Below are 23,437 nucleotides of genomic sequence, written 5' to 3'. Positions count from 1 at the left end.
AAATTACTTCACATATTAGTTGAAGTAAAATACTTGTTGTTAAGAACTAAAGAGAATGTAAAGAAGATAACTTAAAAAGGTATATCTACTAAAAAGATATTTAAAGTAGATAAACTTTCTACTAAATATTTTCACTAAAGGTATAACATGATTTAATTCCTTAAAGTCTTGTGTATTAAAGAATGGCAAACAAACATGGGGATATCAAATGCAATTGAAATTACGATTTATTGAACAGAAATAAAGGGGGAGAGCTCGTTGTCACAAAAAAAGCCATTAAAGAAGGCTATTAGTGGGGAAAGTTTTATATTTTTAATTATCTTCTTAGGAATATTTTTATCTTTGGGAAGTATTATGGGATGTGTGAACATGATTAATACTCTCATGAATACTGCTTACAAGCTATTATTAGAAACTGTATTTTTTATATTGGCAATTGCAGTGCTCGCTGGTGCCATATCCGCATTACTTTCAGAGTTTGGAATAGTTTCCATAATAAATAAGATACTATCTCCGTTAATGAAACCGCTATATGATTTGCCAGGGGCTGCAACCATAGGAATCTTAGCCACTTATCTTTCAGATAATCCTGCAATTTTGACATTGGCTGACGATAGAGGTTTTAGAAGGTACTTCAAAAAATATCAGTTGCCTGCTCTTACAAATTTAGGCACTGCTTTTGGAATGGGGCTAATAGTAACAACTTTTATGATAAGTCAAAAGTCCATAATAGGTGAAAGTTTTATTTTGCCAGGGATTGTTGGAAACATTGGTGCAGTTGTTGGAAGTATTGTTAGCACAAGGCTCATGTTGAGGTTTACTTCTAAAATTTATGGCAAAGAAGAACTTTGTATCGTGAATGATGGACAAGGCTTCGATATGATAAATTATAGAGAAACAAGAGAAGGCAGCGTTGGAAGTAGAATAATGGATGCACTTTTAGAAGGTGGAAAATCAGGCGTAGACATGGGATTAGCTATCATTCCAGGAGTATTAGTTATTTGTACAATAGTTTTAATGCTCACAAATGGACCATCTTCTACAGGAGAATATACTGGTGCTGCTTATGAAGGAGTTAAGCTATTACCTTGGCTTGGGAGTAAATTAAGTTTTATAATCACTCCTTTATTCGGGTTTCAAAGCTCGGAAGCTATTGCGTTTCCTATAACTTCCTTAGGAGCGGTTGGAGCTGCCTTAGGACTAGTTCCCAAAATGCTTGAACAGGGGCTAATTGGAGGAAATGAAATTGCTGTATTTACTGCTATGGGAATGTGCTGGAGCGGATATTTAAGTACTCATGTTGCCATGATGGATAGTTTAAAATGTAGAGAGCTTACAGGAAAGGCAATTATTAGCCATACATTTGGAGGTCTGGTAGCAGGAATAATAGCACACTTCCTATATTTACTAATTAGTTAACTTTTAAGGATGTAAAATATCCAAAGGTTACAACAATTAATTATGCATAATTAACAGTTTTTAAAAGCATTCACTTGAAAATGTAGATGTTACTAATATTATTTATCAAAATTTATTTGAATATTTATAACATTGTGGCATAATGTTAATATATCATTTAACTTTTAATATAGGGGGACATTTATGTTTAAGAAAGAAATTAACTATATTGATAAAATAGCTTTATTAAAATGTATTGATATGTATAAAGATTCATATACCAATGAACACAAAAATATAGATTCAATGAATGATATATCCTTTATAAATATAATTGGAGTGGGTCAGTTAGGAAAATATTTTATAGATTACTGCAATGATAATAATAGATGGAATGATGATAATTCTATTTTTATTAATACAATAGATAATGCAGTAGTTAAAGAAAAAATGCAAAAAATATCTAATAAACTCTCTTTTTCAACCTTAGATGATTATATAATTATGGAACATCATGATGATGATATTAACATGTTTTTATTTAATTTAAGTGAGCTTGGGGAGTTTGATAAATTTATAAATAAAGTGAACAAAATAAAATGTCCATATAGTGTTATCTTTGGAGTGAGAACAAAACATAGTAGACTTCAATTTGATATTATAGAAAACAGTCTTTCAAAAGATACAAAATTGCCTATAGTTATAATTGATGAAGAAAAGTTATTAGAAGAAACAAATAACTATATAATTTATGAATTATACAATTTAGCAAGAAATTTTATGAAAAATTAAAAATAATTAGAAAAAACCGCCTTATCTTTAAAGGTGGTTTTTCTAATTTAAATTGAAAACAGATTAATTTGTTTAATTTATATATTGATTCATTTCAATTAATAAATAGTGAGATGACTCTATAGGCTTAATTTTAATTGCGTCATCAAAAATTTCTAAAGCATCTTTTGGTTCTAACATTACATTATGATAATCTTCATTAAAAGAAGATACAAAAGATTTACCATCAATTTGAACCAAATATCCTTGTCTGTTTTTTAGTATATTAAACTCTAAATCATTGCCCTTTTCTACAACAGCGCTATAAATATTCACATCTTGGTTTACTTTAACAGGAGCTAGTCCATTTTTATTGCTTACCATATAAATCCATTGATTTTTGATGTCATTTAGTTTAAAGCTATGATTACTATAATCAGGATTATTTAATTTTTTATCTGGCTCAATCCATAATTGTAGAAATCTTAACGAGTTGTTTCCAGAATTACGCTCTTCATAAGTTATGCCGGACCCTGCACTTATATATTGAATATCGCCTTTTTTTAAAATTTTTTCATTTCCTATACTATCACCGTGAGTCAATTCTCCATCTACCACATAAGAAAGTATTTCCATATCATAATGAGGATGATTATGAAATCCACTTCTTGGAAGAAGTGTATCGTCATTTAACAATTTAAGAACACCAAAGTCTTTATATTTTGGATTTTGATATTTATCATAAGAATAGTGATACGTACTTTTAATCCAACCAATGTTATTTTCACCCATAAGACTTAAAGGTTTTTTAGTTATCATATTTTCCCCTCCTTTGTATTTATGAATATAAAAACATTATTAGGAAGAATAAGCTTTTCATTTTAACAATGAAAGCATTCTTCTAAAAGTAAACTATGAAGAGAAAAATCTCAATTAAAAGAATTGGCTAAATGAAGTTATTTGTTAACAAATTTAAAAAGGTAAATTATGAAAGGGCTATATTTGAATAATTCATATTCTATTTGGTACTAATAATAGTATTTGTAGTTTTTCAATATTAATAGATGGTATGTTTTCACAAAAATTATATAAAATTATAAATTGATTAAGTTATAGTAAATACTATGAAAAGCTACTTTCATTTTGAATAAATTTTACATTAATTTGATAAAAGTAACTATATATGATAAAATTGTGGGTATGAAATGATGAGGTGAAATATATGGAAGTAATGAATAAATTCATAAAAGAATGGGCAATTCCAATATTATGTGCAATTATACTTGCTTTTCTAATTAACAAATTTATGTTTTTTAATGTAAGTGTACCAACGGAATCCATGTATCCAACAATAAAACCTGGAGATAAAATTTTTGTTTTGAGAAATTATAAACCATCCTCTTTGAAACGTGGAGATATTTTAGTTTTCCATTCAGAAGAAGCTAATGAAGATTTGATTAAGAGATTAGTAGGACTTCCAAATGAAAAAGTAGAAGTTAAATCTGATGGCTCTGTGCTTATCAATGGTGAGAAACTAGATGAACCTTATGTAAAGTACAAAAGTGATAAAGTAGGTACTTTTTTAGTTCCAGAGGGCCATTACTTGTTTCTTGGTGATAATAGATCCAATTCAGTGGATTCTAGATATTGGGAAAATCCATATATACCTTATGATGAAATTATGGGAAAAGCAAAATTTATTATTAAACCTTTTGATAGGTTTGGATCTTTTAAGTAAATATAAATAATTAAATATGATTTATTAACAACCTTTGTATAATATGCAAGGGTTGTTTTGTATTGTGAGAAATTGAACTAGGCTTGAAGTTAGTAAAAACTAAGTATTTTATTATAGTTTAACATTGGGATAAATTGTATAAGAGAAGTTTGAAAATAATCATTTTTAAATTATGATTATTTACAATGTTGATTTTCATTTAACTGAAATTATACTAAGGTTTCTTGTAAATAATAAAAAATGTAATAAGTAACAATATTTTGGAGAATAATAACTTTATGTTCATATTGCAAAATACTTAATTGCATTTAAAAAATTTAATGAAATTAAAAAACTTGTTTATAAAAATAAATTAATTTTTTGTGGAATTATTCACAATTATGAGGAAAAAAAAGCAAATAAGAGGAAAATGAATTCTTTGAGAGATAATTTAAATAAACAGTCTAAAATGCGCTTAAGTTTTTTTGTCGAAATATGATATGCTTTACAGGACATATTTTAAATAATTAAATAGGAGGTAAAGATATGGAAAACACAAAAAAATTATCCCATAATGCTTATGGTGGCGTTCATGGTGATGACTATGTTCCATTTGTTCCTACGTCTGTAGCAATGCCAGAATCTACTGGTTATTCACTTTTCCTAGGAATTTTATTCGCAATTATATTTGCTGCAGCAAACACTTATCTTGGATTAAAAGTAGGATTAACTATTTCTGCTGGTATCCCAGGAGCAATACTTGCTACAGGTCTTTTAAAAGGAATATTTAAAAGAAATAACATACTTGAAGCAAACTTAGTTTCTTCAGTAGCAGCTATGGGAGAGTCTATAGCTGGTGGTATTATATTTATTCTTCCAGCTATAATACTATGGGGTCTTGACTTAAGTGTTTGGACTGTTGTTATAGTTACTACATTAGGAGGACTTTTAGGAGTATTCTTTGTTACTCCATTAAGAAGATTCTTAATAGTTGAAGAGCATGGAACTTTAATTTATCCTGAATCAATGGCAGCAGCTGAAGTTTTAGTTAACGGAAGCGAAGGTGGAGCAGGATTTAGAACAGTTATGACAGGACTTGGAGTAGGTGCTGGTTATAAATTATTCTCTGGTGGATTTAAGTTATGGCTTGAAGAACCAGAATGGGTTATTACAAAATACCAAGGTTCAATATTTGGTTTTGATACACTAGCTTCATTACTTGGAGTTGGATTTATCGTTGGTACAGAAGCATCTGCATTCATGTTTGGTGGTTCTTTAATAGCATGGTTTGGATTAATCCCTCTTATCAAATTTATTGGAGCAGGATTAACAACACCTTTATTCCCAGCTACACAAATGATCTCTGAAATGGGAGCATGGGATATTTGGAGTAAATACGTAAGATACATTGGTGCTGGTGCAGTTGCTACTGGTGGATTTATATCACTTGGAAAATCTGCTCCAACAATAATTAAATCATTTAAATCTGCTATGGCAGGTATCGGAGCTAAAGGTTCAGGTACAGTAAAAAGAACAGAAGAAGATGCTCCTATTACTTGGGTAATTGGCGCAGCAGTAATAGTATTTGCATTAGCTTGGTTCCTACCAATGTTCAAAGAAGCTGGTATTGCTGGAGCAATATTAGCAGTTGTATTCTCATTCTTCTTTGCAGTAGTTTCTGCAAGAATGTGCGGTATAATTGGAGCTTCTAACAACCCTGTATCAGGAATGACAATTGCTACACTATTATTCGTAGCAGGAACTTTAAAAGCATTAGGAAAAACAAACCAAGAAGCAATGGTTGTTGCTGTATTAATTGGTGGTATAGTTTGTGTTGCTATCGCTGTTGCTGGTGGTGCTGCACAAAGTTTAAAAACAACTTACATCATAGGAGGATCTCCTAAGAAAGTTCAAGTTGCTATGTTTATAGGATTAGTTGTTGCATCTATTTTCGCAGCACTAGTTGTAAACATGTTAGATCAAACTTATGGAATAGGAACTAAAGAAGTTGCTGCTCCACAAGCTACATTAATGTCAATGGTTATTAAAGGTATCATGACTGGAGAGTTACCATGGCCTCTAGTATTCGTTGGAGCTTCTATTGCAGTATTCTGTCAATTAGCAGGTCTTCCAATATTACCAGTTGCACTTGGAATATACTTACCAATCCACTTAAATGCTGGTATATTAGTTGGTGGTATCGTAAGAATATTTGTTGAAAGAAAATTCAAAAACGATGAAACTGCTAAGAAGGATAAAGTTGAAACAGGTATACTTCTTGCATCAGGACTTGTTGCCGGAGATGCTCTAATGGGTATAGTTGTTGCAGGTATTGCTACATTTGGATTAAATATTGGTTTCGGTGCAACATTTATGACTGCATTAACTGGAAACGCATTATTTGCTACTGCAATGTACTTCTTACTAGGATTCTGGGTTTACAAATTCTCAATTAAATCTAAATAGTATAAATTAGTATTTATTGCAAATGCTATAAAAAGTGATATAATCAAAAATATTAAGGGTTTAACTTTATAATTCTGATTATAAAATGAATCTAATTGTAAATAATAAAGTTAAGAGCCTTTTAATAGGCTCTTAATTATTTTGTAGGTGATTTTATGAAAAAAAATGCCAATGAGAAAAAAGAACAATATAATTATCTTCTCTATGTACCAGTAATTAAGCATACTGATTTTTCTACTAATGAGGGGCTTGTGACTTTGTACTTTAAACATGATAAACCTATTGAGAAGTTTGCAAGTTGGTTAGTTAGAAAGAGTAAAGAAAGTGACTTAACACTAGACAAAGCAGGATCAGCTGCTTGGTTACTTATGGATGGAAAAAGAAATATTTATGAAATTGCGGTAGAAATGTCAAAGATTTCTGGAGATGAGGAAAAAGTTGCAATTGAAAGATTGATAACATTCTCAACTTATCTATCCAGAAAGGGATGGATTCATTTTAAAGAAGTAAAGTCTCTAAGCCCTAAAGAAGAACCGCAAAAGGAGTTGAATTAAATGAATTTAAATGAAAAAATCGATGCAATGCGTGAAGACATAATTAAATCTACTCAAGAAATCGTTAAGATTAAGAGTTTAGAGGGAGAGCCGAAACCAGGAATGCCTTTTGGTGAAGACGTAGCTAAAGCATTACAATGTGCCTTAGACAACGCAGAGAGATTAGGATTAAAAATAGTTAATGTAGATGGATATGTAGGATACGCTGAAATAGGCGAGGGTGAAGATTATGTTGCAGCTCTAGGCCATTTAGATGTAGTTCCAGAGGGAGATGGATGGATATATCCACCTTATGGAGGAGAAATTCATGATGGTAAAATTTTTGGTAGAGGGACTTTAGATGATAAAGGACCGATAGTTGCTTGCCTATATGGATTAAAAGCAATTAAAGATGCGAATTTACCACTTTCAAAAAGAATAAGGGTTATATTCGGAACTAATGAAGAAACTGGAAGTAAAGAATTACATCATTACTTACAAAAGGAAAAACCACCAGTAGCTGCATTTACACCAGATGCAAATTTCCCAATAATAAACGGGGAAAAGGGTATAACAATTTTTAATCTTGTTAAAAATGTTAAAAACAAACCTCAAGGTGATTATGTAGTTGAATATCTAAAAGGTGGAGTAGCACCAAATATGGTTCCTGACTATGCTGAGGCAGTTGTTATTACAAACAATGCCACTGATTTAGTAGAAAAACTTAATGGCTTTGCATCAGTAAATGATTATAAAATCACTGCAGAAGCAAATGGAAACAAAGTAACGATAAAATCTGTAGGTGTATCTGCTCATGGAAGTACACCTGAACTTGGTAAAAATGCTATAATGCAGATTATAACTTTCTTAAATGTATTACCACTTGGAGAAGATTGTATTTCAACATCAATAAAATTCTTAGCTGAATATGTGGGTATGGAACTTCATGGAGAATCATTTGGAGTATTGCTTGAAGATAAAGATTCAGGAAAGCTTTCTTTTAACTTAGGAAAAATAAGTATAGATGAAAAAAAAGTAGTGGTGACTCTAAACTTAAGATACCCAGTGACGAAAACTCTTGAAGATATGATGACTCCATTTAACAAAACAATTGCAAATACAGGCTTTGTTATAGAGAATTTTTCACATCAAGAACCACTGTACTTTTCACCAGAAAATTCATTAGTTAAAACTCTTCAAAAGGTTTATGCTGAACAAACTGGAAAAGAAGCACAGCTTATATCTATTGGTGGAGGAACTTATGCTAAAGAAATGCCAAATACTTTAGCTTTTGGTCCAACTTTCCCAGGGGACCCTGATGTTATTCATAAACCAAATGAATATGTTGTTATAGAAGACTTAATTCAAATGACAAAAATTTATACTCATGCATTATTTGAACTAGCAAAATAAGAAATCAGAGGAGAGTGATACTCTTCTCTATTTTTTTATTAGACTTAGTTTATTAGATATCTATTTAAAGCAATAATTTATAAATTCAATTGTAATAATTATTTTATTACGTATAATTAAGATATGATAAATGTACATAATTGTATAATTAGGAATAATAATATAAATAAAAAAAATTATTTTGAGAGGTATGAATATGATAATTCGAGATGTAAAAGTTGGAAAGATAACTGTTCCACTAAAAAAAGCATTTTTAATAGGAGATAAGCCATACAATTACTCTAAAGAAGTGGTTCTTAAAATAATCACAGATGATGGAGAAATTGGATTTGGAAGTGCGGCTCCAGCCCCAAGAGTTACTGGTGAAACAGAGGACTCTATTGTAGGTGCTATAAAACACATAGCAGAACATATCATAGGAATGGATGTTAGCTGTCTTGAGTGTATACTCAAGACTATCGATGAGTGTATTAAAGGGAATAATAGCGCAAAGGCTGCCTTTGATATGGCACTATATGATTTAGCGGCTAAGAGAGCCAATATTCCACTATACAAACTACTTGGAGGGTATAACTCAAGTGTATTAACGGATATGACCATACAATATGATTCTGTTGAAAATATGGTTAATGCTGCCTATGATGCAGTGAGAGATGGCTATAGTAACATTAAAATTAAGCTTGGAAAAGATCCTGAACAAGATCTTGAAAGAGTTAAATTCTTGAGAAAAGCTATAAGAAAAGGCATAAAAGTAAGAATGGATGGAAACCAAGGTTGGACGCCAAAAGAAGCAGTAAAGATTATTAGAAAGATTGAAGAGTTAGATTTAGATATAGAATTTGTTGAACAACCAGTGAAAGCTTGGGATATAGAAGGTCTAAAATTTGTTAAAGAAAATGTAGATACAATGATTTTGGCTGATGAATCTGTTTTTGCAACCCCTGAAGCTTTCAAGATAATCCAAAACAGAGCTTGTGATTTAATAAATATTAAGCTTATGAAAAGTGGTGGTATCCATAACGCCATAAAGATCTATAATATGGCTGACACCATGGGGATTAGATGTATGATGGGCTGCATGATCGAAAGTAAGATTGGAATAACTGCAGCCGCTAGCTTCGCTGCAGCTAAGAGTAATATGATAATTTCAGATTTAGATACAATGATATATTTTGCAGAAGATCCTATCGTTGGAGGGGCAACTTTTGAAGGTAATAATATTATCTTATCAGAAATGCCAGGACTTGGTATAACTGACATAACAGGATGGGAAGAAATCAGTATATAAGGGGAAGGATAACTTTGAGTTATGAGATAAATGAAGAAATAAAAAAACAACTAGAATTTTCTATCGAAGAAGAGAAACTAGGGCAAGTAATAAAGATTATAAATGAAGAAATACTTAAATATATAGAAAAAAGAAAAGAAATAAGCAATTATATACTAGATTATAGGAAAAATGTTATTGAAGAATATAGAGATGATGAAGATAAAATCATTGAATATTTTGATCATGAAAGATTTGTAAAAGAAGAAGCTTTTAAGACAATAGATAGAAAGTTAAAGGAACTTAATATTCTTAAAGTCTCCCCTTATTTTGGAAGGGTAGACTTTCGAGAAGAAGACTATGGCGTTGAGACTATTTCTATAGGACGATTTGGAGTTACACCTGAAGATTCCTTTGAACCACTAATTGTTGACTGGAGAGCACCTATTTCTGCAATATTTTATAATGGTGGAATAGGAGAGGGCTATTATGAGGCTCCCAAGGGAAAAGTGGATGTATCTGTCCTTGCTAAAAGACAATTTATTATCAAAAAGGGTCAATTAGAAGGAATGTTTGATTCTGCTGTTGATGTAAAAGATGATATTTTACAAAGCGTACTCAGTAAGAATTCCTCTGAAAAGCTAAAAGATATCATAATGACTATACAAAAGGAACAGGATGATATTATTAGACAACCAAGAGTTAACACTGTTATTGTTGACGGTGTAGCTGGAAGTGGCAAAACCACAATTGCTCTCCATAGAATAGCTTACCTTCTTTACAATTATAGAAAGATATTAGAGGATAAAGTGCTTATTTTAGGCCCGAATAATATTTTTATGGAGTATATATCCACAGTATTGCCTAGCCTTGGAGAAAGTGGTGTACAACAAACTACTTTTAAAGATTTTGCATTAGATTTAATAGATTTAGATACTGTGCTTTCCTTAAAAAATGTGATGGAAAGAGTTTTAAGTGGAGATAAAAAATTCGAAGAAGAAATCGCGTGTAAAACCTCTATAGAATATAAGTATCTTTTAGATAATTATCTAGAAGAGCTTAATAGTGAATACTTTAAATCAAAGGATGTATACTTTAGAGGGCATAGAGTTTTATTAGCTGCAGAAATGGAGAAAATGTTTAGCTTAGAATTTATTTCTCTTCCTCTTTTTAGGAGATGTAAAAAGGTAAAAAGAATTATTTTCTCAAGATTAAAAGATGCTAGAGATGAAGAGTTTAGAAAGTTGCAAAAAGAACATGAAAACGAGAAGGCCTCTTATTCAAAGGATGAGTTGATTTTCCATATAAATGATATGGAGTATAAGAGAAAGTTAAAAGTTAGAGAATTAATTCAAGATGTAATAGAAGTAAAAAAATCCTTAGCATTTTTAAATCCTCCAGATGTAATCAGCTTATACGAAGAGTTTAATAATAATAATTTCATTAACAAAGAATTAACTGAGGTAGATTTAGGTGCAATTTTATATCTAAAAGTTAAGCTTGAAGGAACAAAACTTTCAAAAGAGATAAAACATATTGTAATCGATGAGGCTCAAGATTATTCTATGTTACAATTTATTGCAATCAAAGAACTAACAAAAGTAGTTTCTATGACTATTGTGGGAGATAGTAATCAAAGAATACTTCCATTAAAAGACGAGAAGGTACCAATGATAGAATTGCAACACACTCTTAATAATATGGAGATAAATAAATTTAATCTTTATAAGAGTTATCGTTCAACAAAGGAAATAATGGATTATAGTAATACTTTCCTTAAAAATGAAAGTATCGTACCTTTAGTGAGAAGTGGAGATAGTGTTGTAGAAAGTATAGCAGAAAATACTGATAGTATAAGTGATTTATTAGAAAAGTACGTTAATGAAATGAGAGATAAGAAACTCGAAAATATAGCTATAGTCACAAGAGATTTAGAAGATGCTTATAAGGTAAATAGTGCTATTAAAAACAAAGTTACTGCAAGAGTTATTGATAGAGAAAACTTGCACCATAGTGATGCGGTGATGATTATACCTAGTTATTTTGCAAAGGGATTGGAATTTGATGGAGTAATTATTGTTAGTAATGAAAAACAATGTTTTACCGAAGAAGATAAGTTGATGTATGTGATGTGTACAAGAGCATTGCATAATTTATATGTGATTAAAGCAAAAGAACTATAATTGTTATAAAAGCAAAAGTTAGTTGTGATAACTAAATATAATACAAAAAGATACTCTCATCATTTAGATGAGAGTATCTTTTCATTGTTACTTATTCATCAAATATTCCTCTTCATATTTTAGTAATCTTTGAATTATTTCCTCGGAAACTTCATTAACTTTTTCAAAGTTCATATTAGGAATAAATCCAGTTTCTAATTCATCATGAAGAGTTTTAGCGCATTTAATACAAGCAAGACCTTTGTTTAATAGCATATAGAAGGTTTCTTTTACATCTTCTATATCAGCTTTATTTTTCTCTAAAAGACCTTGGTTTAAAAGGTTGTTCATGTCATAAACTTTGCCTTCTAAGTTAAGATTATTAATTTCATTTGAAGTTACAATAGCCACTCCAAGTTCAGGAATTAAAACATGCTCAATTCTTTCTGGGGTAAGAGGAGTATGGAATACTTCTACGTAATAACCTTGTCTATTAGCTTCTTCATAGAGATACTGTAACACTTTAGTCTTTCCAGTTCCAGGTCCGCCCTTTAATACATAAACCTTTTGGAATCCCTCTATTAGATTATTAATATAAGTCACAATTCCATTTGGGGTAAAAGCCGTAGCAAATAAATGACGGTCAAAACCTAGTCTGGAAATATTATTAGTTAAAATTTCATTTTTAAGTTCTTCTTTTAATAGGTTAATTTTGTTTAAGCTAAGTGCTTCACTGTTAAAGGTATACCAGTCCTCATAAATATCTTTAGCTGCAGCAAAGAACCTATAAGCCCTTTTGAAGGTTTTTCCAACTTTTTTATTTGTGTCCATAATTAAGGAACGGTAATCTTTAAAGCCTTCTTCGTTCCAGCATTGACCCATGTTTAATATTTCATCTACTGCACCTGGATTCATTGGATCAACTACATGAGGTGCAGTTCCATCTAGTAGAGCAATATTTAGACCTTTAACTACAACACCATCAAGGGAGTTGTTATCAGAGGAACAATGATGTTGTTCAACTTCATAACCTTTTTCAAGAAAAATTTTGGCAACCTTTTTCATTAAAGAAGATTTACCAGTACCTGGACCACCCTTGATGCAAATTATACGTCTTGCTTCATCTTGGGATAGGATATACCTATAAAATGAATAAAATCCTTTAGAAGTATTACCACCTGGGAAAAAATGTCTTTGTTTACCTGACATAAAAAATCACACTCCATATTCTCATAGTAATATATACTATTCACAATACAAACAAAGTGCGATTTCAAACTTATATATTTATGTATTAACTTATGTTAAATTTGGGTAAATTTTCTAGGAGACGAAACTGGTTATTATTTAATTAAGTCTTACACACCTAAATAATCCTTATCTACAGTAATAATTGCATTATGATTTGGATGCATTATTTTCAATTGATGATTAATTTCGTTTTGCAAGTTGAGTTCTTCATCCTTTGAAAATGTATGATCTGCATCAATAACAACATCGAAAATTAAGTTTTTATTCTCTCCCTCACCAACTACTCTAAAATCATGAAAAGATTTAACTATAGGCACAGCTTTTAGGGCCTCTGTAAGTTCATTCTTAGCTTCCAATATCTCATTGTCATCGGTGGTAATTGGATCCATGTGAATAACGAGATAAATATCAAGAGCAGCAGATATTTCTTTTTCTGCTTTATCTATGATTTCATGGATTTTTACCACAGATATATCGGAGGGAACCTCTGCGTGAATAGACGCTATAATTCTTCCTGGACCATAATTGTGAACTAGTAAATCGTGAACTCCATCTATATAATCATAATCTAATAACATTTTCTGAATTTCAACAACAAGTTCTTTATCTGGGGCAGCACCAAGAAGTGGATTTAATGTATCTTTTATTAAATTGTATCCTGCATAAAGAATTACACCAGAAACCACCATGCCTATGTACCCATCAATTGGTAGTGATGTAAACCTTGAAAGTAAAAGTGATAATGCTACTGTAGAAGAGGAAACAACATCACTTAGAGCATCTACCCCAGAAGCTTGTAGTGCAGATGAATTAATTTTATTACCAACATTTTTATAAAATCTACTTAGCCATACTTTAAACAATATAGAAACTAACAGCAGTGCAAAGGGTATATATGAAAACTCTACAGGAGTAGGATTTTTAATTCTATCAAAGGAGCTTTTAACAAATTCAAATCCAACCATTAATACTAAAAATGCTACTATTAATCCAGAAATATATTCAATTCTTCCGTGACCAAAAGGATGTTCTTTATCTGCAGGTTTACTAGATAATTTAAAACCAAAGATGGTTATAATAGATGAACCTACATCTGATAGATTGTTAAAAGCATCTGCAGTAACGGCAATACTGTTTACAATAACACCTACAGTAAATTTAACACCGAACAAAACTAAATTAACTAATATCCCAATGACTCCACCTAGATATCCGTATTTTTCTCTCACTTTCTTATTTTTCACATTAGAGTGGTCAGGTACAAATTTTTCTATTAAGAAATTAGAAATCATGAAAACACCTCATTATAAAAATAATATAAATTTCCTTTTAATAGTTAGCTAATAAATAACATGTTAGGTTTATTTACTAATTCATTAATTTAATTACTAAATATTAATTATTAATCCCTAAAAAAATTTAGTTTTAAAATTAGCAAAATTAAAATTTAAGTGGTCTAAGTTAAAAAACAATGCAACTATTTACATAATTATACAATAATGACATTCATATATTATAGCATAAGTTATAATACTAATGTTTATACTTTATTTAAATTATTAAAATAAATTTTTAGTATTATTATATTATGTGAAAAACACATATTGAATTTATTAACAATCACAATTGTTACAATATATAAATTTAAATAAAACATTGAAGACATGAGATTTATGGTAAATTAGTTACCATAAAAAGTATTAATTTAAAATATTTGTAGAAATCTAACGGGGGATTTTGGTATACTACTTTATAGAAGTATTTAAAAGGAGGAATCTTAAATGACAAAAGAATTACAATTTGCTCAGCAGCTTATAGATTTTTTGTATGAGAGCCCAACAGCTTTTCATGCAGTTGAAAACGTAAAAGCTGATTTAAAAAACGCTGGATTTGAAGAATTAATGGAAGAAAATAAATGGAACCTTAAAAAAGGTGGAAAATACTATACTACAAAAAACCATTCAGCTTTAGTTGCTTTTGTAGTAGGAAATGGAGAAGTTGAAAACCATGGATTTAAGATAATTGGTGCTCATACTGATTCTCCAACTTTTAGAATTAAGCCTGCCTGCGAAATGGTAGTGGAAAGCACCTATGTAAGATTGAACACTGAGGTTTATGGAGGACCTATTTTAAGCACTTGGTTTGATAGACCTCTCTCAGTAGCTGGTAGGGTAGTTTTAAAGGGAGAAAATATTTTATACCCTAAAACTAATTTAGTTAATATTAAAAGACCAATATTAATAATTCCGAACGTGGCTATACATATGAATAGGGAAGTTAATAAAGGGGTAGAAATAAATCCTCAAAGAGATACATTGCCATTGCTTTCACTAGTTAATGAAGAGCTAGAAAAAGGTAATTACTTATTAAATGCTATAGCAAAAGAATTAGGGGTAGAGGCAAAGGATATTATTGACTTTGACTTATTCTTATATGAATTTGAAAAAGGAAGTATCATTGGATTAAATAATGAGTTTATATCTGCTGGAAGATTAGATGATTTACAAATGGTACATGCTGGAATAGAAGCTATAAAAGAAGCACCAGTGACAGAAGCAACTAATGTAATTGTATGCTTCGATAATGAAGAAATTGGAAGTTCAACAAAACAAGGTGCAGATTCAGATATGCTAGCTAATATCCTAGAAAGAATAGTATTGGCTTTTGGAAAGGAAAGAGAAGATTTTTTCAGAGCGCTTTCTAAGTCTTTCTTAATTTCAGGAGATAATGCACATGCAGTACACCCAAATAGTCCTGACAAACACGATCCAACAAGTAGACCTGTTATAAATAAAGGACCAGTTATAAAAATCAATGCTAATTTTGCATACACTACAGATAGCGATTCATCAATTGTTTACCAAGAAATATGCAAAAGGGCAGAAGTTCCATTCCAAAAATTTGTTAATCGCTCAGATGTAAGAGGTGGTTCAACTATAGGACCAATATCTTCAACTCATTTAAATATTCGTTCGATAGATATCGGTAACCCAACTTTAGCAATGCACTCAATTAGAGAACTTGCAGGAGTTAATGACCACACTTATGTGATGAAATCTTTCTTACAGTTCTATAAAATATAATTTATTTGATTTGGAATTTTAAGAGTTACTATCATAGAGGTTTTAGAATGAAAGTTTATTTAAGTAGGAGTTAGTACCATTAGTAAGGTATATTTTATTGTGAATAGAACATACTTTCAAGGTCAGCTACTATGGTAAGTTTGTTTATTTCTACACATCATTCAATTTAATTTTACGAAGTAATAATAGCAAGGAAAAATTTTTCCTTGCTATATAAATTTATTGTGTTTTTTCCTATGTTCTTTTGAAAAATAGTGATATTAAATTACTATTATTTCAAAATAAAACTTACATTAGAGAATTACAAATGAAGATAATCTTTTAGAAAGTTATAGAAAAACTTCTTATGATATCAAAATATTGATTTTTAAGGATATGATTAAACTAAGTTTGATATTACATTAGAAGCGCCATTGCTTGGGAATTTAATATTGTTTACTTCAGTTATTTTATATTCATTATTAATTTTGCAAACAATGAGTTCTCCATTAACTTCATATATTTCTCTTTTGCTCTTATGGTTGTAAAATAGTTCTACGGTAGCGGTATACTTATAAGTAGTGGCATTTAATGATTTTTCTGAAGAATTTAGTTTTATATAATACACAGAACTATCATAGCCATAACTGTATGAAGAAATTATGAAATTATAATATGAATTTTTTTGGGTAAAATCATCAAAGGTTTTTTCAATCATAAAATCTCTTAATTTTAATGAATATTTATCCATTGGATATGTAAACTTATAGAAGGATAAGTTTTTTAAAGAGCTATTTTCAAAGGTGTATAATTTTGTTATGAAAGAATGCACAAAGTTTTCTTCCTCTGTAGCCTTCATATTTGAGCCATAAGCAGTGAGAGAAAAAGATAATAGAAAAAAACATATTATCATAAACTTAAATTTTCTCATGTTAATCACTCCTAAAATATATTATCTTAATTATAGACAGAAGGCTGTGAAAACTATGCAATAATTTGGAAATAAACCAAAAAAAGTTTCTACAAAAAAATATAAAAGCTCAAGAAAATCTCTTGAACTCTCATATTTGATCTTAATTTAATTATTAGTATTTCTCGGATTTTTAGAGGTTTCAGGAAGCTCATTTGAAAATCCAAGAAGATCTTCTCCACCATTATAAGTGTAATCGAATTCCATGTAGGATATATTATTTGAAACTATCGGATCTTGTACATTATCAGGCAGTATAGTGTAGTCCTCCAAGGAGTAAGCTTTTACTTCTTTAGGATCAACTTCTAAAAAGTCTCTTTCATTGGGACCATATGCTTTAGGTTTTGTTGTTGCTTTGTTTTTTATTTCCATAAATTAAGTCTCCTCCTTTATTTTCATTTATTAGCGATAAGAAAAAAACTCGTTAAAGTGATTTCTATAGCAATATTTTGTGTAAGTTTAATAATTAAATACTTAAAAACTAGTAAAAATAGATAAGTTAAAGTTTCATTAATAAAAAATTAAATTATGTATATCATAATAAAGATATGGAATTTATTCAAAATATGGTATTATATTTGTAATAATAAGAAAATTTTGGAGGTAAAATTATGAGTGAATTAAGACAAATTTACAAATGTGAAGTATGTGGACACATAATTGAAGTAGTTCATGCTGGCGGAGGCACATTAGTGTGCTGTGGCAAACCGATGACTCTTAAAAAGGAAAATACCCAAGAAGCAGCTGTTGAAAAGCATGTACCAGTAGTTGAAAAGATAGATGGAGGATACAGAGTAACTGTAGGATCTGTAATACATCCAATGACTGTAGAACATCATATTGAGTGGATAGAAGTTCATACTAATGACAGAGTTTATAGAAAATATTTATCCATAGATGAACAACCAACTGCAGAATTCTTAATTAATGAAGAAATAATATATGCAAGAGAATATTGCAATTTGCATGGTCTTTGGAGATCATAAATTTTTAAAAGTGGTTTAAATTTATTTTAAAACTATATAGGTGTAAATTAAATATTATATGATACAATTAATAGTTTTATAGGTTATATACAGCAAAAGGAAAAAGTACTTGACACTTTTTCAAAACAATAGCATAATATATATAAATTAATACTTATTAAAGTCATTGAAGCGAAGTAAGTAAGCTTAAAAACAAATTCACAGAGAGTGGTAGAGGGTGAAATTACCACAATTATGATTAAGCTGAATGGGTCGTGGAGAGGGAAGATGAAACCTAGTAGTCTTTTACGTGTTCCTCACGTTATAGGGGTAGGATATAATTTGTATCTGATGAAGGAAACCCTATGGTTTTAAATTTAGGTGGCACCGCGTATTTTACGCCCTATGGATTAATAATATCCATAGGGCTTTTGATTTTTTTGAAGGAAATTAGGAATTTTCAATTATATATTTTTTAATATGTAATTGAAAGAACGGATATATGTAACATATCTAGTAATCAAGATTTCAAGAGTGATGATATCTGAATAAAAGAATTAACGTTAAATCCTATTTAAAAATTATACGCAGTTAATTTATTTTTTTAGATATCAAATATGTAAGGAACATACTAAATATAAATATTAGAAAATTGATTTCTATATTTTAAAATATAATACAAGGAGTGAGAATAATGGAAAATAAGAAAAAAGTAATTTTTAGCGGTATAAAACCTTCTGGAGATTTAACTCTAGGTAACTATTTGGGAGCTATAAAAAACTGGGTTAAGTTGCAAGAAGAATATGATTGCTATTTTTGTGTAGTAGATTTGCATGCAATTACTGTTTCACAGATTCCATCAGAACTAAGAAAAAGAACTTTAGAGATTTTAGCTATTTACATCGCATCTGGGATTAGTCCAGAGAAAAACACTTTATTTATTCAATCCCATGTCCCTGCACATTGTGAAGCTTCTTGGCTTTTAACTTGTATATCTTATATGGGGGAAATGAGCAGAATGACTCAATACAAGGATAAGGCGCAAAAAAGTGGAGAGAGCATAGGAGCTGGATTATTTAACTACCCAATTCTTATGGCAGCGGATGTGTTGTTATATGGAACAGATTTAGTTCCAGTAGGTAAGGATCAAGTGCAACACTTGGAACTCGCAAGAGATATTGCAGAAAGATTTAATAGGCTTTATAGTCCAACTTTTGTAGTACCAGAACCTTATGTAGCAAAAACTGGAGCTAAGATTATGGACTTACAAGATCCAACAAAGAAAATGGCTAAATCAGAAGAAAATCCTAATGGATCCATTCAAATTATGGACTCATCAGAGGTTATAAGAAGGAAAGTTTCGAGAGCGGTAACAGATAGCTTAGGAATAGTAAAATTTAATGATGAGCAACCAGGAGTTAGAAACCTTATTACTATACTAAGTACAATTACTGGAATGGATATTGAAGAAATCGAAGCAAAATATGAAGGTCAGGGATATGCTCAATTTAAAGTGGATGTTGCGGAAGCTATCGTAAATGAACTAGAACCTATTCAAATCAAAGTTAAAGAGCTTTTAAGCAACAAGGATTATTTAGAAAGTATCTATAAAGCAGGAGCTGAAAAAGCTAATTATGTTTCTGTGAAGACTTTAAGAAAAATGCAAAAGAAGATTGGGTTAATACCCTTGTCGAAGTAACAAAAATCCTTTGGATCTCAAGTGAAATCTCTCGAAAGCCAATATAGTGTTTTTTATAAGTCATACAGTAATTCAGATTAAACCTGGAGTAACTGTGTGGCTTTTTTTGTGAAATCTATTTTATTTTGAGAGGAATATATTTGCGCATCCATAAATAAGTATTAAGTAGGATATTATAGGGGGAATTTCTTCTCTTATTATAAGTAGTATATTAAAAAAAGATGGTGATATGAAGAGGGTTCAAATAGATGTAAAAAAGCACTTAGATTCTTTTGAAAAATATCAGAATATTCTTTCAAATATGTACTTTAAAATAGCATTAAGTAAAAAAATAACTTATAATATAGATATAGGAATTTGGTCTATACATGAATATAGGAAAATAAAAGGTAAAACAAGAATCTAGAAAGCAGATTAATTTCCTCATAATTAATATATTTACTTAGGAGTTGGTAAGATGGATGAGATAGTTATATACAATACACAGTTTGTAGATAGTCTAGAAAATTTTATGAAAATACTTGCAATGGCACTGGCAGAAAAAGATATAAGGGTACTTGTGTCAGGGACTTTTGATAATATTGTTTACAAGACAATATTAGATAAAATATTAAACAGTTCTCATATTAGAGATTGCAAGATTATAATACCTTTGGTCACAAGCAGTGGTGTCATATCACGATCTTATATTAATAAGATATGCAATAATGGAGGAAACATCAGAATTAATAGCCAATTCAGAAAAAATATCGTAGTAATAGGGAATAAAGCATTTGTATTATCCTTTTCAGGGAAGTATAATAAACAATATGGAATTAAGACTCATTTTGAGTGTTGTATACAAACGGATGAAGTAGAGGTTGTAGAAAAAATTTGTGAAAGTTTTATGATTGGATGGCAAGATAGTTTGCCTTTGGTAAATGAATCATAGTTATCAGGAGGAAAATATGAATATTATCATAATTGGAGCAGGTAAGGTAGGTTATACATTAGCAGAAAGTCTAGCAAATGAAAATAAAAACGTAATAATTATAGATAAAAATGCAGAGGCACTTGAAAAAGTAGAAGATAATTTAGATGTAATGTGCATTAAAGGTAATGGTGTTATTGCGAATACCTTATTAGAAGCAGGGATAGAAGAAGCTGATTTACTTATTGCTGTTACAGGTAGCGATGAAGTTAATATGGTATGCTGCCTTACAGCTAAAAAGCTAGGTGTAACGCAGACAGTGGCCCGTGTTAGAGACCCGGAATATGCTGATGAACTATCGTTAATAAAAGACCAGTTAGGTCTAGATTTTATTATTAACCCTGAATACACTGCAGCTGAGGAGATCGCTAGTACTCTTGGTTTTTCTACAGCAATTAATGTTGAAAGGTTTGCTAGCGGAAGAGTGAGAATGGTTGAACTTAAGGTTACAGGAGATTTTAGAATTGCAGGAATGAAGATAAAAGATACAGATAAAACTGCTTCAACCTCGGTGCTTATTGGAGTAATTGTAAGAGGAAACGAAGTTATAGTACCAAATGGTAATGAAGTTATTAGAGAAAATGATATTATTTACGTTATTGGAAAGGTATCTAATATATACAATTTCTGTAGGCAGTACGGAAAATATCCAGATAAGATTAAAAATGTGATGATTGTAGGTGGAGGTAGAATTACCTATTACCTATACAAGCTATTAAAAGATATGAATATGAATATAAAAATTATTGAGATTGATAGAGAAAGATGTGTTGAACTTTCAGATATGCTACCTAATGCCCTAATCATTAACAGTGATGGAACTGAAGAAGACGTTCTTCTTGCTGAAAATATAAAACGTATGGAGGGATTCGTAGCAGCTACTGGAATGGATGAGGAAAATATAATGTCTTCTCTTATTGCAAAACGAATGGGTGTTAAAAAAATCATAACTAAGTTGAGCAGGACAAGTTATATTAATATTATTGGAGACATGGGACTGGACACTATAATTAGTCCTAAGTTAATTACAACAAATCAAATATTAAAATATGCTAGAGGAAGAGCTTTAGAATCTTTACTTAAGATTGTGGAAGGCCAAATAGAAATTCTGGAGTTTGTAGTAGATGAATCTAGTACATTGATAGAAAAGCCGCTAAGAAAACTAGATATTTCTGATAATACGGTAATTGCTACAATAGTAAGAAAAAAAGAAGTAGTAGTGCCACATGGCAATGATATAATTAAAAAAGGAGATAGAATTATTGTCATAACAAAGGAAAAAAATATTTCAAATTTAAAAGAGTTAGAAGAAGCTGTAATCGGAGGAAATCAAAATGAACTTCGCAATGGTATTAAAAAACTTGGGGACATTATTAATATGTGAAGCACTAGCCCTGCTTCCATCTATGATGGTTGCATTTATATATAAAGAAAATGATATATGGGCTTTTCTCTACACTATAATCATAGTAACAATTTTAGGTATAGGATTATTTTCTATAAGACCTAAAAATAGAGGACTTTATGTAAAAGATGGATTCGCAATTGTTGCAATAGGATGGCTTTTAATATCCTTTTTTGGGGCATTACCTTTCTATTTTAGCGGAGCAATTCCATCATTGGTAGATAGCTTTTTTGAAGCAAGTTCTGGATTTACAACAACAGGATCTAGTATTCTCACAGACGTCGAGAAATTAGGCCATGGGATGCTTTTTTGGAGAAGTTTTACTCATTGGATAGGGGGAATGGGAGTATTGGTTTTAGCTATGGCCATACTTCCATCTGCAGGAGCAGGAAGTATGCAAATAATGAAAGCCGAGAGTCCAGGACCAAATCCAGGCAAACTAGTGCCTAAGGTGAAAGAAACTGCTAAGATATTATATGGAATATATATTCTTATAACTATAGTTCAAATAATATTGCTGGTGCTTGTAGGTATGCCACTCTTCGATTCATTAATTCATACCTTTGGTACTGTAGGTACAGGTGGGTTTTCAAGTAAAAATCTAAGTGTAGGTGCATATAATAATGTTATGGCTGAAGTAATTATTACTGTATTTATGCTTATGTGTGGAGGAAATTTTGCGCTTTATTATCAGGTATTAAAGGGAAATATAAAAGACATTTTAAAAGATGAAGAGTTTAAGATATATGCATTTATTGTTACTGTGGCGATAATACTTGTTGCTATTAATATAAATGAAAGCACATATCATTCTATGAAGCAATCAATAAGATATTCTGCTTTTCAGGTGGCAACTATAATCACTACTACTGGCTATGCAACTACAGATTTTAATACTTGGCCAGTTTTCAGTAAAATAATTTTGTTATTACTTATGTTTATTGGTGGTTGTGCTGGATCTACTGCCGGAGGAATTAAAAATATAAGAATACTGCTATTATTTAAAGCAGCAAAAAGAGATCTTTTGAAAATTATACATCCTAGAGCCACCTATGCAGTAAGAATTGGTGGAAGAGCAGTGGATGATAAAACACTTTCCGAAGTTCTTGGTTTTTTCTTTATGTATATTACTATCTTTTGTATCCTAGTACTTATAGTATCACTAGAGAATATGGATTTTGTGACAACTATCAGTTCTGTAGCTGCTACCCTTGGTAACATTGGACCCGGTTTAGAGATTGTAGGGCCTTTGGGGAATTTTTCGAGTTTTTCTGTTTTGAGCAAAATTTCATTATCACTTGGAATGATAATAGGAAGGCTAGAAATTTATCCAATACTTTTACTGCTGATGCCTAGATTTTGGGCAAAGTAAAGCGCTATTGAATTGT

At 30.4% G+C, this 23,437-nt stretch carries 19 protein-coding genes and 1 other annotated feature; of the genes, 14 read left to right on the top strand and 5 right to left on the bottom strand.

All coding sequences use genetic code 11. The features are described from left to right. Positions 1 to 258 precede the first annotated feature (258 nt). Complete coding sequence (locus RR409_RS01140) at positions 259 to 1,419, top strand: nucleoside recognition domain-containing protein (RefSeq protein WP_332555876.1); 1,161 nt, start codon at positions 259 to 261, stop codon at positions 1,417 to 1,419. 183 nt (positions 1,420 to 1,602) lie between these two features. Beyond that, positions 1,603 to 2,190 (top strand): hypothetical protein, encoded by a 588-nt coding sequence (locus RR409_RS01135; protein ID WP_332555875.1) that lies wholly within the window; start codon positions 1,603 to 1,605, stop codon positions 2,188 to 2,190. 72 nt (positions 2,191 to 2,262) lie between these two features. On the opposite strand, the gene RR409_RS01130 is transcribed toward RR409_RS01135, so the two are convergent. Then, positions 2,263 to 2,988: a pirin family protein gene (locus RR409_RS01130; protein WP_332555874.1), complete on the bottom strand. Its 726-nt coding sequence runs from the start codon at positions 2,986 to 2,988 to the stop codon at positions 2,263 to 2,265. 403 nt (positions 2,989 to 3,391) lie between these two features. Here RR409_RS01130 and lepB point away from each other — a divergent pair, with 403 nt between their 5' ends. The 6 genes from lepB to RR409_RS01100 all read left to right on the top strand — a co-directional run bounded on the left by lepB (position 3,392) and on the right by RR409_RS01100 (position 11,748). Further along, complete coding sequence (gene lepB / locus RR409_RS01125) at positions 3,392 to 3,907, top strand: signal peptidase I (protein WP_332555873.1); 516 nt, start codon at positions 3,392 to 3,394, stop codon at positions 3,905 to 3,907. 525 nt (positions 3,908 to 4,432) lie between these two features. Beyond that, positions 4,433 to 6,352, top strand: coding sequence for an oligopeptide transporter, OPT family (locus RR409_RS01120; protein ID WP_332555872.1), 1,920 nt, complete (start codon positions 4,433 to 4,435; stop codon positions 6,350 to 6,352). Between the two features lie 155 nt (positions 6,353 to 6,507). Next, positions 6,508 to 6,906, top strand: coding sequence for a PqqD family protein (locus RR409_RS01115; RefSeq protein WP_332555871.1), 399 nt, complete (start codon positions 6,508 to 6,510; stop codon positions 6,904 to 6,906). Then, complete coding sequence (gene pepV / locus RR409_RS01110) at positions 6,907 to 8,298, top strand: dipeptidase PepV (protein ID WP_332555870.1); 1,392 nt, start codon at positions 6,907 to 6,909, stop codon at positions 8,296 to 8,298. Positions 8,299 to 8,494: 196 nt separating this feature from the next. Next, complete coding sequence (locus RR409_RS01105; protein ID WP_332555869.1) at positions 8,495 to 9,586, top strand: dipeptide epimerase; 1,092 nt, start codon at positions 8,495 to 8,497, stop codon at positions 9,584 to 9,586. Next, on the top strand, positions 9,565 to 11,748 hold the full coding sequence (locus RR409_RS01100) for a UvrD-helicase domain-containing protein (protein ID WP_332555868.1): 2,184 nt from the start codon (positions 9,565 to 9,567) through the stop codon (positions 11,746 to 11,748). The genes RR409_RS01105 and RR409_RS01100 overlap by 22 nt, the downstream gene beginning before the upstream one ends. A gap of 87 nt (positions 11,749 to 11,835) precedes the next feature. Here the strand turns inward: RR409_RS01100 and RR409_RS01095 are convergent, their stop codons facing one another. Both RR409_RS01095 and RR409_RS01090 read right to left on the bottom strand, forming a co-directional pair. Continuing rightward, entirely contained in the window at positions 11,836 to 12,936 is a 1,101-nt protein-coding gene (locus tag RR409_RS01095) for a PRK06851 family protein (protein ID WP_332555867.1), read from the bottom strand. A gap of 149 nt (positions 12,937 to 13,085) precedes the next feature. Next, on the bottom strand, positions 13,086 to 14,270 hold the full coding sequence (locus RR409_RS01090; RefSeq protein WP_332555866.1) for a cation diffusion facilitator family transporter: 1,185 nt from the start codon (positions 14,268 to 14,270) through the stop codon (positions 13,086 to 13,088). Between the two features lie 489 nt (positions 14,271 to 14,759). Here RR409_RS01090 and RR409_RS01085 point away from each other — a divergent pair, with 489 nt between their 5' ends. Next, positions 14,760 to 16,061, top strand: coding sequence for a M18 family aminopeptidase (locus tag RR409_RS01085; protein WP_332555865.1), 1,302 nt, complete (start codon positions 14,760 to 14,762; stop codon positions 16,059 to 16,061). A 379-nt stretch (positions 16,062 to 16,440) separates the two neighbouring features. Here the strand turns inward: RR409_RS01085 and RR409_RS01080 are convergent, their stop codons facing one another. Together RR409_RS01080 and RR409_RS01075 are read right to left on the bottom strand one after the other, a co-directional pair. After that, a complete protein-coding gene (locus RR409_RS01080; RefSeq protein WP_332555864.1) occupies positions 16,441 to 16,971 on the bottom strand; it encodes a hypothetical protein in 531 nt (176 codons plus the stop codon). Positions 16,972 to 17,118: 147 nt separating this feature from the next. Continuing rightward, a complete protein-coding gene (locus RR409_RS01075) occupies positions 17,119 to 17,382 on the bottom strand; it encodes a hypothetical protein (RefSeq protein ID WP_332555863.1) in 264 nt (87 codons plus the stop codon). 239 nt (positions 17,383 to 17,621) lie between these two features. On the opposite strand from RR409_RS01075, the gene RR409_RS01070 reads away from it, so the two are divergent. The 5 genes from RR409_RS01070 (at position 17,622) to RR409_RS01050 (ending at position 23,421) form a co-directional block, all read left to right on the top strand. Continuing rightward, complete coding sequence (locus RR409_RS01070) at positions 17,622 to 17,996, top strand: desulfoferrodoxin (protein ID WP_332555862.1); 375 nt, start codon at positions 17,622 to 17,624, stop codon at positions 17,994 to 17,996. Positions 17,997 to 18,153: 157 nt separating this feature from the next. Beyond that, positions 18,154 to 18,384 (top strand) — a binding site (T-box leader). A 285-nt stretch (positions 18,385 to 18,669) separates the two neighbouring features. Further along, the gene (gene trpS / locus RR409_RS01065) at positions 18,670 to 19,674 is read left to right on the top strand and encodes a tryptophan--tRNA ligase (protein ID WP_332555861.1); all 1,005 of its coding nucleotides are present in this window, start codon (positions 18,670 to 18,672) and stop codon (positions 19,672 to 19,674) included. 457 nt (positions 19,675 to 20,131) lie between these two features. Next, complete coding sequence (locus RR409_RS01060; protein WP_332555860.1) at positions 20,132 to 20,605, top strand: hypothetical protein; 474 nt, start codon at positions 20,132 to 20,134, stop codon at positions 20,603 to 20,605. A 16-nt stretch (positions 20,606 to 20,621) separates the two neighbouring features. Beyond that, entirely contained in the window at positions 20,622 to 22,028 is a 1,407-nt protein-coding gene (trkA, locus tag RR409_RS01055; protein WP_332555859.1) for a Trk system potassium transporter TrkA, read from the top strand. Next, complete coding sequence (locus tag RR409_RS01050; protein WP_332555858.1) at positions 21,979 to 23,421, top strand: TrkH family potassium uptake protein; 1,443 nt, start codon at positions 21,979 to 21,981, stop codon at positions 23,419 to 23,421. The genes trkA and RR409_RS01050 overlap by 50 nt, the downstream gene beginning before the upstream one ends. Positions 23,422 to 23,437: the final 16 nt, after the last annotated feature.

It is taken from the genome of Clostridium sp., assembly GCF_036642255.1.
Taxonomy (GTDB): Bacteria; Bacillota; Clostridia; order Clostridiales; family Clostridiaceae; genus Clostridium_J.
The sequence above is the reverse complement of the archived record's forward strand: the minus strand, read 5'-3'. Positions and strand labels throughout refer to the sequence as shown.

Excerpts from the sequence above, each read along its gene's own strand:
- RR409_RS01100 (WP_332555868.1), top strand. The coding sequence starts at position 9,565 with ATGGGAAGAAATCAGTATATAAGGGGAAGGATAACTTTGAGTTATGAG.
- RR409_RS01095 (WP_332555867.1), bottom strand. The coding sequence starts at position 12,936 with ATGTCAGGTAAACAAAGACATTTTTTCCCAGGTGGTAATACTTCTAAA.
- RR409_RS01075 (WP_332555863.1), bottom strand. The coding sequence starts at position 17,382 with ATGGAAATAAAAAACAAAGCAACAACAAAACCTAAAGCATATGGTCCC.
- lepB (WP_332555873.1), top strand. The coding sequence starts at position 3,392 with ATGGAAGTAATGAATAAATTCATAAAAGAATGGGCAATTCCAATATTA.
- RR409_RS01105 (WP_332555869.1), top strand. The coding sequence starts at position 8,495 with ATGATAATTCGAGATGTAAAAGTTGGAAAGATAACTGTTCCACTAAAA.
- RR409_RS01090 (WP_332555866.1), bottom strand. The coding sequence starts at position 14,270 with ATGATTTCTAATTTCTTAATAGAAAAATTTGTACCTGACCACTCTAAT.
- RR409_RS01120 (WP_332555872.1), top strand. The coding sequence starts at position 4,433 with ATGGAAAACACAAAAAAATTATCCCATAATGCTTATGGTGGCGTTCAT.
- trpS (WP_332555861.1), top strand. The coding sequence starts at position 18,670 with ATGGAAAATAAGAAAAAAGTAATTTTTAGCGGTATAAAACCTTCTGGA.
- RR409_RS01050 (WP_332555858.1), top strand. The coding sequence starts at position 21,979 with ATGAACTTCGCAATGGTATTAAAAAACTTGGGGACATTATTAATATGT.
- RR409_RS01070 (WP_332555862.1), top strand. The coding sequence starts at position 17,622 with ATGAGTGAATTAAGACAAATTTACAAATGTGAAGTATGTGGACACATA.
- trkA (WP_332555859.1), top strand. The coding sequence starts at position 20,622 with ATGAATATTATCATAATTGGAGCAGGTAAGGTAGGTTATACATTAGCA.
- RR409_RS01135 (WP_332555875.1), top strand. The coding sequence starts at position 1,603 with ATGTTTAAGAAAGAAATTAACTATATTGATAAAATAGCTTTATTAAAA.
- RR409_RS01060 (WP_332555860.1), top strand. The coding sequence starts at position 20,132 with ATGGATGAGATAGTTATATACAATACACAGTTTGTAGATAGTCTAGAA.
- RR409_RS01080 (WP_332555864.1), bottom strand. The coding sequence starts at position 16,971 with ATGAGAAAATTTAAGTTTATGATAATATGTTTTTTTCTATTATCTTTT.
- RR409_RS01130 (WP_332555874.1), bottom strand. The coding sequence starts at position 2,988 with ATGATAACTAAAAAACCTTTAAGTCTTATGGGTGAAAATAACATTGGT.
- RR409_RS01085 (WP_332555865.1), top strand. The coding sequence starts at position 14,760 with ATGACAAAAGAATTACAATTTGCTCAGCAGCTTATAGATTTTTTGTAT.
- RR409_RS01115 (WP_332555871.1), top strand. The coding sequence starts at position 6,508 with ATGAAAAAAAATGCCAATGAGAAAAAAGAACAATATAATTATCTTCTC.
- pepV (WP_332555870.1), top strand. The coding sequence starts at position 6,907 with ATGAATTTAAATGAAAAAATCGATGCAATGCGTGAAGACATAATTAAA.